This window comes from Rhodanobacter sp. FW104-R8, from assembly GCF_001617365.1.
In the GTDB taxonomy this organism is placed as follows: Bacteria; Pseudomonadota; Gammaproteobacteria; order Xanthomonadales; family Rhodanobacteraceae; genus Rhodanobacter.
On record NZ_LVJR01000021.1, the window covers coordinates 69147 to 82984 of the forward strand.

At 68.1% G+C, this 13838-nt stretch carries 10 protein-coding genes; 2 read left to right on the top strand and 8 right to left on the bottom strand.

From position 1 onward, the window contains the following. Positions 1-28 precede the first annotated feature (28 nt). Both kdsA and RHOFW104R8_RS05950 read right to left on the bottom strand, forming a co-directional pair. On the bottom strand, positions 29-862 hold the full coding sequence (kdsA, locus tag RHOFW104R8_RS05945; RefSeq protein ID WP_068095641.1) for a 3-deoxy-8-phosphooctulonate synthase: 834 nt from the start codon (positions 860-862) through the stop codon (positions 29-31). After that, positions 859-2529, bottom strand: a complete 1671-nt coding sequence (locus RHOFW104R8_RS05950; RefSeq protein ID WP_068095643.1) for a CTP synthase — start codon at positions 2527-2529, stop codon at positions 859-861. The genes kdsA and RHOFW104R8_RS05950 overlap by 4 nt, the downstream gene beginning before the upstream one ends. 145 nt (positions 2530-2674) lie before the next feature. On the opposite strand from RHOFW104R8_RS05950, the gene RHOFW104R8_RS05955 reads away from it, so the two are divergent. Continuing rightward, complete coding sequence (locus RHOFW104R8_RS05955) at positions 2675-4474, top strand: aminopeptidase P family protein (RefSeq protein WP_068095644.1); 1800 nt, start codon at positions 2675-2677, stop codon at positions 4472-4474. Between the two features lie 194 nt (positions 4475-4668). Here RHOFW104R8_RS05955 and RHOFW104R8_RS05960 read toward each other — a convergent pair whose 3' ends face one another. The 6 genes from RHOFW104R8_RS05960 to RHOFW104R8_RS05985 form a co-directional block, all read right to left on the bottom strand. After that, entirely contained in the window at positions 4669-5619 is a 951-nt protein-coding gene (locus RHOFW104R8_RS05960; RefSeq protein ID WP_068095645.1) for a PLP-dependent cysteine synthase family protein, read from the bottom strand. A gap of 1 nt (position 5620) precedes the next feature. After that, complete coding sequence (locus RHOFW104R8_RS05965; RefSeq protein WP_068095646.1) at positions 5621-5971, bottom strand: carboxymuconolactone decarboxylase family protein; 351 nt, start codon at positions 5969-5971, stop codon at positions 5621-5623. 30 nt (positions 5972-6001) lie between these two features. Further along, a complete protein-coding gene (locus tag RHOFW104R8_RS05970) occupies positions 6002-6217 on the bottom strand; it encodes a hypothetical protein (protein WP_068095648.1) in 216 nt (71 codons plus the stop codon). Positions 6218-6276: 59 nt separating this feature from the next. Next, the gene (gene lipA, locus RHOFW104R8_RS05975) at positions 6277-7254 is read right to left on the bottom strand and encodes a lipoyl synthase (RefSeq protein WP_235605134.1); all 978 of its coding nucleotides are present in this window, start codon (positions 7252-7254) and stop codon (positions 6277-6279) included. Positions 7255-7361: 107 nt separating this feature from the next. Further along, complete coding sequence (locus RHOFW104R8_RS05980; RefSeq protein WP_068095434.1) at positions 7362-10118, bottom strand: bifunctional diguanylate cyclase/phosphodiesterase; 2757 nt, start codon at positions 10116-10118, stop codon at positions 7362-7364. A gap of 64 nt (positions 10119-10182) precedes the next feature. After that, a complete protein-coding gene (locus RHOFW104R8_RS05985) occupies positions 10183-10959 on the bottom strand; it encodes a TenA family transcriptional regulator (protein ID WP_068095432.1) in 777 nt (258 codons plus the stop codon). Positions 10960-11395: 436 nt separating this feature from the next. Between RHOFW104R8_RS05985 and RHOFW104R8_RS05990 the strand changes: the two genes are divergently transcribed. Next, positions 11396-13690 (top strand): nitric-oxide reductase large subunit, encoded by a 2295-nt coding sequence (locus RHOFW104R8_RS05990; RefSeq protein ID WP_068095431.1) that lies wholly within the window; start codon positions 11396-11398, stop codon positions 13688-13690. The last annotated feature ends 148 nt before the right edge of the window (positions 13691-13838 follow it).

Here is a 13838-nt window from a genome sequence, read left to right on the forward strand (position 1 = left end):
CATCGCCCGCGAGCGGGCTCCTACCAGGTCACACGTCTTGTTCGAGGAAGCGGTGCCGCTTAGTCACGGCATCCAGCTCCAGCAGGGTTTCCAGCAGCGCCTCCATCTTGTCCAGCGGCCACGCGTTCGGGCCATCGCTGAGCGCCTTGCTGGGGTCGGGATGCGTCTCGGCGAACAGGCCGGCCACGCCCACCGCCACCGCGGCGCGCGCCAGCACCGGCACGAATTCGCGCTGGCCGCCGGAGCTGGCGCCCTGCCCGCCCGGCAACTGCACCGAATGGGTGGCGTCGAACACCACCGGGCAGCCGGTCTCGCGCATCACGCTCAGGCTGCGCATGTCGGAAACGAGATTGTTGTAGCCGAAGCTGGCGCCGCGCTCGCACACCATGATGTCGTCGTTGCCGACGGCCTTCGCCTTGGCCACCACGTGCTTCATGTCCCATGGCGCCAGGAACTGGCCTTTCTTGATGTTCACCGGCTTGCCGGCGCGCGCCACCTTCTGGATGAAGTCGGTCTGCCGGCACAGGAAGGCCGGCGTCTGCAGCACGTCGACCACCGCGGCCACCTCGTCCATCGGCGTGTATTCGTGCACGTCGGTGAGCACCGGCACGCCGATCTGCCGCCTCACCTCGCCCAGGATGCGCAGGCCCTCTTCCAGCCCCGGTCCGCGGAAGCTCTCGCCGGAGGAACGGTTCGCCTTGTCGAAGCTGGACTTGAAGATGAAGTTCACGCCGAGCCGGCCGGTGATTTCCTTCAGCGTGCCGGCGGTGTCCAGTTGCAACTGCTCGGACTCCACCACGCACGGCCCGGCGATCAGGAACAGCGGGCGGTCCAGGCCGACTTCAAAGCCGCACAACTTCATGCCACGTGCTCCCGGGCCAGCTTCTCACCGTCACGCACGGCCTTGTACTCGCGCGCGGCGCGCACGAAGCCGATGAACAGCGGGTGGCCGTCGCGCGGGGTGGAGGTGAATTCCGGATGCGCCTGGCAGCCGAGGAACCACGGATGCCGTTGCTGCGGCAGCTCCACGATCTCCACCAGCAGGTCGTCCATCGACTTGCCGGAGATCACCAGGCCCAGGTCCTCGAACGGCTGGCGGTAGCGGTTGTTGAATTCGTAACGGTGGCGATGGCGCTCGCGCACCACGTCCTGGCCGTACAGCTCGCGCGCCAGCGTGCCGGCCTTGAGGCGACATTCCTGCGCGCCCAGGCGCATGGTGCCGCCCAGGTCGGAGCGGTCGCTGCGCTGCTCGACCTCGCCGGCCGCGGTGGTCCATTCGGTGATCAGCGCGATCACCGGGTTCGGCGTGTTGCGGTCGTTCTCGCTGGAGTCGGCATCGGCGAGGCCGGCGACGTGGCGGGCGAAATCCACCACCGCCGCGTGCATGCCGTAGCAGATGCCGAAGTACGGCACGCCGTGCTCGCGTGCGTACTTCGCGGCCAGCACCTTGCCCTCGAAACCGCGCTTGCCGAAGCCGCCCGGCACCAGGATCGCATCGGCCTTGCCGAGCACCTTGGCGGCGCCTTCGGCCTCGACCTGCTCGGAGTCGATCCAGTCCAGGTTCACCCGCGTCAGCTGCTTGATGCCGCCGTGACGCAGCGCCTCGCCCAGCGACTTGTAGGCGTCCTTGTGCTCGACGTACTTGCCCACGATGGCGACGGTGATCTCGTCCTTCGGATGCTCCACCGCATCGACCGTGCGCTGCCAGGCGGACAGGTCGGCCGGCCTCGCATCGAGGCCGAGCTTCTTCACCACGATGTCGTCCAGGCCCTGCTGGTGCAGCCACAACGGCTGCTTGTAGATGATGTCCACGTCGGCGGCGCTGATCACCGCGTTTTCCGGCACGTTGGTGAACAGCGCGATCTTGCGCCGCTCGCCTTCGGGCAGCGGCTGCTCGCAGCGGCACAGCAGGATGTCCGGCTGGATGCCGATCGAGCGCAGCTCCTTCACCGAATGCTGGGTGGGCTTGGTCTTGATCTCGCCGGCGGCCTTGATGAACGGCACCAGGGTGAGGTGCATGAACACCACCTTCTCCGGGCCGTGCTCGATGCGCAGCTGGCGGATCGCCTCCAGGAACGGCAGCGACTCGATGTCGCCCACGGTGCCGCCGATCTCCACCAGCGCCACGTCGAAGCCGCGGGTGGCCTCGTGGATGCAGTGCTTGATCTCGTCGGTGATGTGCGGGATCACCTGCACGGTGGCGCCCAGGTAGTCGCCGCGGCGCTCCTTGCGGATCACGCTCTCGTAGATCTTGCCGGTGGTGATCGAGTTCTTGCCGGTCAGGCGGGTGTGGACGAAGCGCTCGTAGTGGCCGAGGTCGAGGTCGGTCTCGGCGCCGTCGTCGGTCACGTAGACCTCGCCGTGCTGGAACGGACTCATCGTGCCCGGATCCACATTGATGTAGGGATCGAGCTTCATCATGGTGACCGAAAGACCACGCGCCTCGAGAATGGAAGCGAGCGACGCCGCAGCAATGCCCTTGCCAAGCGAGGACACCACACCGCCGGTGACGAAAATCAGGGGGGTCATGGAAAGCAGCCGTGCTGGAAATTGGCATTTTAGCCGCAGAAGCGCCGTACTGCGAGATGGCAGTACGGAATTCCTCGCGATCGGTTCATTTCCGGCACCCCCGCCACGGATGAAACCGCCGCAAGCCGCCTGCTAGCATGGCCGGATGAACAGCCCCGTCCCCGCCCGTCTCGCCGCCCTGCGCGCGGCCATGCAGCAGCACGGCGTCGCCGCCGTGCTCGTTCCCAGCGCCGATCCGCACCTGTCCGAATACCTGCCGACCCACTGGGCCACGCGCGAATGGCTGTCCGGCTTCACCGGTTCGGCCGGTACCCTGGTCGTCGGCCGCGACCAAGCCGGGTTGTGGACCGACTCGCGCTATTTCGCGCAGGCCGAACAGCAGTTGGCCGGCAGTGGCGTCAGTCTGATGAAGCTGCGCGTGGCGCACACGCCCGAACACCTGGAGTGGCTGCAACAGCACCTGCACGCCGGCGACGTGCTGGCGGTGGCCGGCGACAGCGTGGCAGTGGCCACCCAGCGTCAGATCGAGCGCCGGCTGGCCGATGCCGGCGCCGCGCTGCGCATCGACCTGGACCTGCCCGGCCTGATCTGGACGGACCGCCCGGCGCTGCCGCAGGCGCCGGTGGTCGAGCATGAGCTGGCCTGGGCCTGCACCCCGCGCGCCGACAAGCTGGCCCGCCTGCGCAAGGCGATGCACAAGCTCGGCGCCACCCATCACCTGCTGTCCAGCCTCGACGACATCGCCTGGCTGACCAACCTGCGCGGCAGCGACGTGGAGTGCAACCCGGTGTTCCTGGCCCACCTGCTGGTGCAGGCGGACCGCCGCGCCACCCTGTTCGTGGGTCGCGCCAAGCTCGGCGACGCGCTGGTCGCGAAGCTGGCCGCCGACGGCGTCGCCATCGCCGACTACGCCTCGGTCACCTCGACCCTGCAGGAACTGGGGGCCGACGACCGCCTGCTGCTGGACAGCGGCCGGGTGGTCAGCGCGATCGCCGCGGCGATCCCGAAAGACGTGACCCGGATCGAGGCGGCCAACCCGAGCACCGCGTTCAAGGCGGTCAAGAGCGCCGCCGAACTCGAGCACATCCGCGACGTGATGCGCCGCGACGGCGCCGCCCTGGTGCGCGGCTTCCGCCGGCTGGAACAGCGCCTCGCCGCCGGCATGACGGTGACCGAGCTGGATGTCGACGCCTTGCTGCACGAGGAACGCTCGGCCCAGCCGGGCTGGGTCGGCGAGAGCTTCGCCACCATCGCCGGCTACCAGGCGAACGGTGCGCTGCCACACTACCGCGCCACGCCGGAATCGCACAGCACGCTGCAGGCCAAGGGCCTGCTGCTGATCGACTCCGGCGGCCAGTACCTTGGCGGCACCACCGACATCACCCGCGTGCTGGCGCTGGGCGAAACCACGGCGGAACAGCGCCGCGACGCCACCCTGGTACTGAAGGGCATGATCGGACTGTCGCGCGCACGCTTCCCCAAAGGCGCCAGCGGCCCGCAACTGGACGCGCTGGCGCGTGCGCCGCTGTGGGCCAGCGGCATGGACTACGGCCACGGCACCGGCCACGGCGTGGGCTACTTCCTCAACGTGCACGAAGGCCCGCAGTCGATCCGTCCGCCGGTCGCCGGCGGCGCGCTGGTGGCGCTGGAGCCGGGCATGATCAGCTCGATCGAGCCGGGCCTGTACAAGCCCGGCCGGCACGGCATCCGCCACGAGAACCTGGCCGTGGTGGTCGAGGCCGACCGCACCGAGTTCGGCGAATTCCTCGCCTTCGAGACGCTGACGATGTGTCCGTTCGACCGCCGCGCGCTGGAACCGGGCCTGCTCAACCCGGAAGAACGCGCCTGGCTGGACGACTACCACGCCAGCGTGCGCGCCGCGCTCAGCCCGCTGCTGGAGGACGCCGACCTGGAGTGGCTGAACCGCCACTGCGCACCGCTGTAGACCCCCGTAGGAGCGCACCCTGTGCGCGATGCTTTTCCGCCACGTGACGAAGAGCATCGCGCGCAAGGTGCGCTCCTACAGCGGCAAGGTCGCCCAGGTGCGTAGGGCAGGCACGCCCGCCAAGAAGCGTGCCACGATGTCATGCAGTGGCGGACAGTGTCCGCCCTGCATGGCATCCGCGATGCGACGCCGCTTTACTGGAAGTGCGTGGCGCCCACCTCGACGGCGGCCGGCTGCATGAAGTACTCGTGCAGGTACTTCTCGCCCTCGTCGCAGAACGCCGTGACCACCGTCTTCAGCTCGGGGAAGCTCTCGCGCACGCGCTTGGCCGCCAGCAGGTGCGCGCCGGAACTGGGGCCGCAGAACAGCCCGTAGCCGCGCGCCAGCCGCTTCATCTCGCGCACCGCGTCGGCGCTGGACACGCTCAGCACCTCGTTCACCAGGGCGGCGTGGCGCTGGAAGATGCCCGGCACGAAGCCGTCGGAAATCCCCTCGATGGTATGCGCGGCGATCTCGCCGCACAGGATCGTGCACGACTCGGACGGCTCCATCGCGAACAGCCGCACGTTCGGGTTGGCCTCACGGAACGCCTGGCCCACGCCGATCAGCGTGCCGCCGGTGCCTACGCCCAGCACCAGCGCGTCGGGCAGCCGGCCCGGCGGCAGCTGGGCGAGGATCTCCGGCCCGAGCAGCAACCGGTTCTCCTCCACGTTCCACTCCGACTCGAACTGGCCCGGGCAGAAGTAGCCCGGCTGCTGGCCGAGCCGCTGCGCACGCACCAATGCCTCGTTCACGTGGAAGTTGCCGCAGAACAGCACGTCCGCGCCGTACGCCCGCGAGATCGCCACGCGCTCGCTGGACATGCCCTCGGGCATCACCACCAGCATGCGGTAGCCCTTCACCGCCGCCACCATCGACAGCGCGTTGCCGGTATTGCCGCTGGTCGCCTCCACGATGGTGTCGCCGGGCTTGAGCAGGCCCTCCCGCTCCGCCCGCTCGATCATGTACTTGGCGATGCGCGCCTTGATCGAGCCGGAGGGATTGAGGAACTCGATCTTCGCGTAGACGCCCTCGATCTCCAGCAGCGGCGTATCGCCCACCGCATCGAGGATGCTGTCCGACACCGTGGTGAAGCGCGTGGCCATCTCAGCCGGCTCCGTGCGCATCGTGCGCGTGCTGCATCACGTCCAGGGCCAGCGTCGAATGGGCGTAGGAGCCACCGGCGCGCATCTCGGCGGCGACCCAGATCGCCTCCATGATCTGCTGCTCGCTGGCACCCTGCTTCAAGGCTCCCGCGGTGTGCCCCTTGATGCAGTACGGGCACTGGGTGACATGCGCCACCGCCACCGCGATCAGCTGCTTGGTGACGGCCGGCAGCGCTCCGTCGGCGAACACCGCGGCGCTGAACGCCTTGAACGCATCCAGCGGCGCAGGCGCCAGTTCGCGACGCTTGCGCGCCAGTTCCGCGGTCGACTGCGGGTACATCGTCGTGTCCATGCCATCCTCCTCGATGAGCCAGGTGAAAACTCAATGCCGCACCGGCACCGCGCCCATCACCCAGCTGGGCGGGTCGCTGGCCGGGAAACTCTGGGCGAGTTCGTCGTCGATGCGGCGCTCCCGCGCCAGCACGGATTCGCCGGCTCCCGCAGCGGGCGGCATGCGGCCCGCTGCGGCTGCGGCGCCGGCGGAATCCGGCCCGGCCAGCGCGCGGCGGGGGAAACGATGCGCAATGAAAGGAAACATGACGGTACCTCCTGATGTCGGTGGACATCGAAGCGATGGGCCGGCCCGTCGCGCCCGGGTCACAGTCCCAGGTTGTTGTGCTCCAGCACGCGTTCGGCGCGATAACTCGAACGAACCAGCGGTCCGGCGACCGCTTCCAGAAAACCCTTGCCGAGCGCCAGCTCGCGATAGCGGCGGAACTCGTCCGGCGTGACGAAGCGCTGCACCGGCAGGTGATGCGGGCTGGGCCGCATGTACTGGCCCAGGGTGACCACGTCGACGCCGGCGCCGCGGATGTCGTCCAGCGTACGCCCGATCTCCGCGTCGGTCTCGCCCAGGCCCAGCATCAGGCTGGTCTTGGTCAGCGTCCGCGGCGCATGCCGCTTGGCGAACGCCAGCACGCCGAGCGTCTGCGCATAACCGGCGCGCGGATCGCGCACGGGGTGGGTCAGCCGCTCCACCGTCTCGATGTTCTGCGCATAGGTGACCAGGCCGGCGTCGAGCACGGTCGCCACCGCATCGTGGTTGCCGGCGAAGTCCGGGGTCAGCGCCTCCACCGCCGCCTGCGGCGCGCGCTGGTGGATCGCCCGCACGCAGGCGGCGTAGTGCGCCGCGCCGCCGTCGGCGAGGTCGTCCCGGTCGACCGAGGTCAGCACCACGTATTTCAACCCCATCAGCGCCACCGCGTCGGCCACCTGCAGCGGCTCCAGCGGATCGAGCCAGCCTTGCGGGTTGCCGGTGCTGACCGAGCAGAACTTGCACGCGCGCGTGCACACCGAGCCCATCAGCATCAGCGTGGCGGTGCCGCGGCCCCAGCATTCGGCGATGTTCGGGCACTTCGACTCGGCGCAAACGGTGTTCAGCTTGTGGCTGCGCACGATCTCGTGCACCGCCTCGTACTGCGCGCCGCCCGGCAACCTGACCCGCAGCCACGGCGGCTTGCGGTCGACATCCGGCGCGCCGGTGGCGGCGTTCGGGCGGATGCCGCCCTTGACCGCGCGGGTGCCCTGCGCACTGACGTACTTGCTGCCGTCGGGGACGGAATGGCTGCTGGACATGGACATGCGCGGCTGGCTGGACTGCATCCAGTGTCCCGCTCCGCCCGCCCGCACGCCCTGATGCACATCAAGGCAGCCGGAGCGGTTCCGTGCGCGGGACCGTCCGCTCAGCTGCGCTTCGGCGGCACCAGTTTCAACCGTGTCGGCACCGGCGGCTGGCTCGGGCACAGCAAATGCTGCACCTCCTCGGGCCGCAACGGGTAGGAATACAGGTAACCCTGCCCTTCGATGCAACCGCTGCGCAGCAGGAAATCATGCTGTGCCTCGGTCTCGATGCCTTCGGCGATGGTGGTCAGGCCGAGACTCTTCGCCATCGCCAGCATCGCCCCGGTGATCGCCGCGTCGTTGCTGTCGCCCGGCAGGCCGGTGACGAAGGAGCGGTCGATCTTCAGGCAGGCCACCGCCGGCAGCTTCAGGTAGGCCATCGAGGAATAGCCGGTGCCGAAATCGTCGATCGCCACCGCGATGCCGAGCGCGTCCAGGGTCTGCATGGTGCGCTCGATGTCGTCGCCCAGCCGCAGCATCGCGCTCTCGGTGATCTCCAGCAGCAGGCGGCCGGGCGCCAGCTGCCGTGACTGCAGGGTGCGGCTGACCCCGTCGACGAAGGCCGGGTGGCCGAACCAGCGCGCCGAGATGTTCACCGCCACGCGGATCGGCGGCACGCCGGCCAAGTCCCAGGCCTGGATCTGAGCGCAGGTGGTCTGCATCACCCACTCGTCGATGCGGCGGATCAGGCCCAGGCTCTCCGCCACCGGGATGAACTCGCCCGGCAGCACCTCGCCGCGCTCCGGATGCCGCCAGCGCAATAGCGCCTCCACCGCCACGATGCGCCCCGTGCGCAGCTCCACGCTGGGCTGGAACACCAGCTGGAATTCGTTGCGCGCCAGCGCCTGGCGCAGCTCGGTGGCCAGTTGCAGGCGCCGTCGGGTGTCGGCGTGCATCATCGGCGTGTAGAAGCGGAACGCGTTGCGCTCCTCGGTCTTCGCCGCGTACATCGCCGCGTCGGCGTTCGCGATCAGCGCCAGCGCGCTGTCGCCGTCCAGCGGATAGCCGGCCACGCCGATGCTGGCGCTCAGCACGATCTCGTAATCGTCCACCAGCAGTGGTTCGCACAGGCTGGCGAGCAGCCGGTTGACCATGGCCCGCGCGTCCTCGCGCAGGATCAGCCGCGGGATCAGCACGGTGAACTCGTCGCCGCCGATGCGCCCGGCCACGTCGCCCTCGGACAGTTGCCGGCGGATCCGCTCGGCCACCTTGACCAGCAGGCGGTCGCCGATCGCATGGCTGTAGCTGTCGTTGACGATCTTGAACGCATCCAGGTCGATGAACAGCACCACCACTGCCAGCCGCTCGCGCTCGGCCACCGCGATCGCCTCGGCGCAGCACCGCTCGAACTCCGCCCGGTTGGCCAGCCCGGTCAGCGGGTCGTGCCGCGCCAGGTGCTCCAGCCGGAGCTGGTTCGTCTTGGCCTCGTGGATGTTGCTGAACACGGCAACGTAATGGACCACCTGGCCATCGGCATCGCGGATCGTGCTCAGGCTCAGGTGCTCGGGGTAGCTGCTGCCGTCGCTGCGGATGCTCAGCACCTCGCCCATCCAGGCGTGGCCGGCGTTGACACTGTCCCAGATCGACTGCGGCAGCGGCTTGCCGTCGGGCAGGCGACGGCTGTCGTCGAGGCGCCTGCCCTGCAAGGCCTGGCTGGTGAAGCCGGTGAGTTCGGTATGCGCCGCATTGGTCGAGATCACCCGTCGCCCGGCGTCGGCGATGATCACGCCTTCGGCGATGCTGGCCAGCGCCTCGGCGGCGATCCGGCGCTCGCGCTCCATCACCACCCGCTCGGAGATGTCGCGGATGATCGCCTGACGCACCGGTTGGGCGCCCCAGTTCGCCACGCTGGTCTGCGTTTCCACCGGGCGGGTCTGGCCATCGGCGCCCAGCAGCACGTTGGTGGCAGCCCGCCCGGCCTGCTGGCCCGCCATGGACTGCATGAACAGGTGCACGAAGCGGTCGCCGACCAGCTCGTTCGCACTGCGCCCGGTCCACGCCGAAGCGGTGCGGTTGACGTCCAGGATCCGCCCGCTGGTCTCGTCGATCATCACGATCGCGTCGGCGGCGCTGTCGAATAGCAAGCGATAGCGCTCCTCGCTGCCGCGGATGCCTTCCAGGGTGCGGCGCGCCATGCGCAGCCACAGCAGCGCGGCGATCAGGAACGCGCCAAGCACACCCCAAAACAGCAGTTCGCCCAGCCACACCGCACCTTTCACGACCTCGATCGAGAACAAGTCGGTACGTGGCGCCATGTAGACGTTGAGCGCCTTGATGCGTCCGCGCTGCCGCGCGATCTCGGCCGGCGACGGCCCGCCGGCGCGATAGGCGGCAACCAACTCATCCGCGATGGCGCCGAGTTCGGCGATCGACGCATCAGTGGAGCGCCAGGCTGCAAGCGCCTCGCGCACGTGCGGCATGCCGGAAAAGTGCTGCAGCATGAAAGTCATACCCGGCTGTGCCGCCGGCATGATGTTGCCGCGTTCGAATACCCGGGTGATGCCTTCCTTGTTGTAATCGCCGGAGATGATCGCGTCGCGCCCCCAGCGATCGGACTCGAGCAGCCCGTGATGGTCCCGGAAGCCGACCAGGTCCGCGGCGTCGCCACCAAGCGCGTAGTTGTCCAGGTCGATCACGGCCTGCTTTTGCGCCTTGGACCAGACACTCTCGCTGTTGAGGAAACCAGCGAGAGTGATCTGGACCTGGAGCACGCCCCAGGTCAGCGCCATGATCAACACGATCGCCACCGCCAGCGCATAGGCCAGCGGCAGCAGGCGCCGTGTCAGAGGTTTCTGCAAACTGTTGCCGCTGGAGTGCATCGCCTGCCCATTCGATTGATGATGCAGCTCGCTTCCATGGATGCAGTCTGTCCCGGGTATCGACTCAAGCTGCGGCTCCTTTAGCCACCCACAGGTCGCGACACGACCGGATACACCGGTCACCAAGCAGGATCATGCTCATGTAGCTCCGCTTGATGCACTCGGCCAGATGTGCCACGTCATCGGCCAAGGGCGTCTCGCCCATCAGCGTGCACACTATATCCAATGCTTCCCATGGATGGACGTCGTCGTAGGCGGAATGCAAGTGCAGCCAGCGCAGGCTGGACGCACGGATCGCCGGGTCGAAGCTCTCACGGTACTTCGCACTGTCGTAGATCAGCTGCGACCACTCGCCGGTAACCCCTTCGATCGCATAGTTGGTGGCCACCATGCCGGCCGCCAGGGTGCCCCGGGCGCTGATCTCCTCGCACCAGCGGGTGAGCCCGTCGGTGCCGTGCGGAGGAACCCCGTGCAACAGGTCGTCGCGCGGCACGCCGGCGCCTTCGGCCCAGTTCAGCCAGTACTCGGCGTGGTTCTGCTCGACCCGGATATTGCGCACCAGCCAGCGACGCGCCTTGTCGTCGCCCGGGCTGCGGCCATAACGGGTCTTCAGCAGGTTCAGCGCCATGAAGCTCGGAAACCGCTCGATAAACGGCCACAGGCCCATCATGAAATTGCGGGTGGACTCCGCATCGAGCTGCAGGGCAATCATCATCTGCCAGATATCGTGATCCAGAACACGCTGCTTCGTGCTTTCGCAGTCGGCCACCATGTCCTGCGCCCACTGCGGATAACTGCTCAGTTCGGTCAACGGGCCGGTACGCTCAAAAGGAGTATGCATAACGTTTTTCCTCGGTCGTCAATGGGTGCTGCATCCAACCGCAGCGTCAATGACCGGCACGGAAGACAAAATTCCCGATACCGGCCGTCATCCGGCATCGCGGGTGATGTCGGAATTCTTCATGCTCGACCACCGTGGCGGCGCCTTTCCACGCGCGCTGTCGGAGCCGAGCGTTGCCACTGGCGCGACGCGGTGCTCCAAGGCGCATGTCCGGAGTGCGCGCGTCCGCCTGTTTCGCTGCCGATCCGATTCGCCTCGACCGAATGGATGGCCAGCCCAACCGTCGTTCACATGTCCTGCACGGAAAGAAGAAAATGCTTGCCGCCACAATTCGGGGGAAATCTGCACAAGGCACGGTCCGGTTCCGGCACCGGCGGGCGGACGCGTTCCCGATACCGCCCGATACTCACCCACACGTCGCGGAAGAGGAAGCACCATGAGCATTGCCGCTCAGCCATTGACCCCGGAGGATCCCGAACTTTCCCCCTGGTGGCTGCGCACGGTGCTGATCGTGATGGTGCTCGGCTTTGCCGGGTTGTTCGCGATCACCGGGCTGGCCTACCGCAATGCCCCGCCGATTCCCGCCCAGGTGGTGGACGCGCAGGGCGACCGGCTGTTCAGCGGCGACGACATCCGCGACGGCCAGGCGGTTTTCCTGAAATACGGGCTGATGGACAACGGCAGCATCTGGGGCCACGGCGCCTACCTGGGGCCGGACTACTCGGCGGTGGCGCTGCACCGGATCGGCGAGGACACCGCCGCGGCCACTGCGCAGCAGCAGTACCAGCAGCCACTGGCCGGGCTGCCCCCGGGCCAGCGCGCCGCGGTGCGGGCGGAAACGGCGGTGGACCTGAAGACCAACCGCTACGACGACGCCAGCGACACCCTGCAGCTGACCGCGCCGGAAGCGGCGGCGTACCGCCAGCAGTTGCCCTACTGGACCGACTACTTCCTGCACCCGGAGCGCAACGGCGGCCTCAAGGCCGGGCTGATCACCGACCCGACCGAGCTGCACCAGTTCACCGCGTTCGTGACCTGGGCCGCCTGGGCCTCGGTGGCGAACCGCCCCGGCGAGAACTACTCGTATACCAACAACTTCCCGTATGACCCCGCCGTCGGCAACCTGCCGGTGCCGGGGGCGCTGCTGTGGAGCGCACTGAGCCTGATCGTGCTGCTGGCCGGCATCGCCGTGGTGCTGCTGATGTTCGGCAAGTTCGACTACCTCGGCTGGATCAGCCGCGGCCAGCACATCCACCCGCACCTGCTGCCGGGCGTGGCCAGCCCCGGCCAGCGCGCGCTGGTGAAATTCTTCGTGGTGGTGGCGCTGCTGTTCCTGGCGCAGACCCTGGTGGGCGGCGCGGTGGCGCACTACCGCGCCGATCCGGGCAGCTTCTACGGCTTCCAGCTCGAAACGATCTTCCCCAGCAACCTGATGCGCACCTGGCACCTGCAGACGGCGATCTTCTGGATCGCCACCGCCTACGTGGCGGCCGCGCTGTTCCTGGGCCGCACGCTGCGCAACGACGAGCCGCGCTGGTTCGCGCCCTGGGTGCACCTGCTGTTCGGCGCATTCGTGGTGGTGATCGGCGGCAGCCTGCTCGGCGAGTGGCTGGGCATCGCCCAGATGCTCGGCAAGTGGTGGTTCTGGTTCGGCAACCAGGGCTGGGAATACCTGGAGCTGGGCCGGGTCTGGCAGTTGCTGCTGGTGGTCGGCCTGCTGGTATGGTTCGCCCTGCTGTGGCTGCTGGTGCGCCCGCGGTCGCTGGTCAGCCAGGAGTCGAAGCCGCTGGTGAAGATGTTCCTGTTCGCCGCCGTGGCGATCCCGGTGTTCTACATCCCCGCGCTGTTCTTCGGCGCCAAGACCAACTACACCGTGGTCGACACCTGGCGCTTCTGGATCATCCACCTGTGGGTCGAGGGCTTCTTCGAGTTCTTCGCCACCACCGTGGTGGCGCTGACCTTCTACCAACTGGGGCTGACCCGCCGCAACGTGGCGCTGCGGGTGATCTACCTGGACGGCATCCTGTACTTCCTCGGCGGCCTGGTCGGCACCGGCCACCACTGGTATTTCACCGGCCAGACCAGCGTCAACATGGCGATGTCGGCGATGATCTCGGTGCTGGAAGTGGTGCCGCTGACCCTGCTCACGCTGGACGCGTGGGACTTCGTGCACACCACTCGCGGCCAGTGCGACGTCTGCGGCAAGTCGGTGGCGGTGCCGCACAAATGGACGTTCTATTTCCTGATCGCGGTGGGCGTGTGGAACTTCGTCGGCGCCGGCATCTTCGGTTTCCTGATCAACCTGCCGATCGTCAGCTACTACGAAGTCGGCACCCAGCTCACGCCGAACCACGGCCACGCCGCGATGATGGGCGTGTTCGGCATGCTGGCGCTGGCGCTGATGGTGTTCACGCTGCGCCAGACCAGCAGCGACGAGCGCTGGGCCGGCATGGAGAAATACGTCAGGGTCGGCTTCTGGGGCACCAACATCGGCCTCGCCATGATGGTGGTGTTCAGCCTGTTCCCCAGCGGCGTGCTGCAGGTGTGGGACGTGATGCAGCACGGCTACTGGCACGCACGCTCGCTCGACTACATCGGCAGCCCGCGCTCGCACCTGATCGAATGGCTGCGCCTGCCCGGCGACCTGGTGTTCATCATCTTCGGCGCGATCCCGCTGACCATCGCCGCGGTCAAGGGCTACCTCGGCGTGCGCGCCTTGCCGCGCCAGTGACGGGCCTGCTACCGGCCGGGGCGCGCTTGACGCGCTAATCCCTGGCCGTAATTTGTCGTTGGGCAAATTATCGCCAGGCATCCCGCCGCCCCGGTCCCGGCAGCGGGCGAAAAAAGCCACCCCGCACCGATCGCCCGTGCGCGAAACC

Bases quoted from the DNA above. Each gene is read 5' to 3' on its own strand.
- RHOFW104R8_RS05960 (WP_068095645.1), bottom strand. From the start codon at position 5,619: ATGGCCACGCGCTTCACCACGGTGTCGGACAGCATCCTCGATGCGGTG.
- RHOFW104R8_RS05980 (WP_068095434.1), bottom strand. From the start codon at position 10,118: ATGCACTCCAGCGGCAACAGTTTGCAGAAACCTCTGACACGGCGCCTG.
- RHOFW104R8_RS05955 (WP_068095644.1), top strand. From the start codon at position 2,675: ATGAACAGCCCCGTCCCCGCCCGTCTCGCCGCCCTGCGCGCGGCCATG.
- RHOFW104R8_RS05970 (WP_068095648.1), bottom strand. From the start codon at position 6,217: ATGTTTCCTTTCATTGCGCATCGTTTCCCCCGCCGCGCGCTGGCCGGG.
- RHOFW104R8_RS05985 (WP_068095432.1), bottom strand. From the start codon at position 10,959: ATGCATACTCCTTTTGAGCGTACCGGCCCGTTGACCGAACTGAGCAGT.
- RHOFW104R8_RS05950 (WP_068095643.1), bottom strand. From the start codon at position 2,529: ATGACCCCCCTGATTTTCGTCACCGGCGGTGTGGTGTCCTCGCTTGGC.
- lipA (WP_235605134.1), bottom strand. From the start codon at position 7,254: ATGTCCAGCAGCCATTCCGTCCCCGACGGCAGCAAGTACGTCAGTGCG.
- RHOFW104R8_RS05965 (WP_068095646.1), bottom strand. From the start codon at position 5,971: ATGGACACGACGATGTACCCGCAGTCGACCGCGGAACTGGCGCGCAAG.
- kdsA (WP_068095641.1), bottom strand. From the start codon at position 862: ATGAAGTTGTGCGGCTTTGAAGTCGGCCTGGACCGCCCGCTGTTCCTG.
- RHOFW104R8_RS05990 (WP_068095431.1), top strand. From the start codon at position 11,396: ATGAGCATTGCCGCTCAGCCATTGACCCCGGAGGATCCCGAACTTTCC.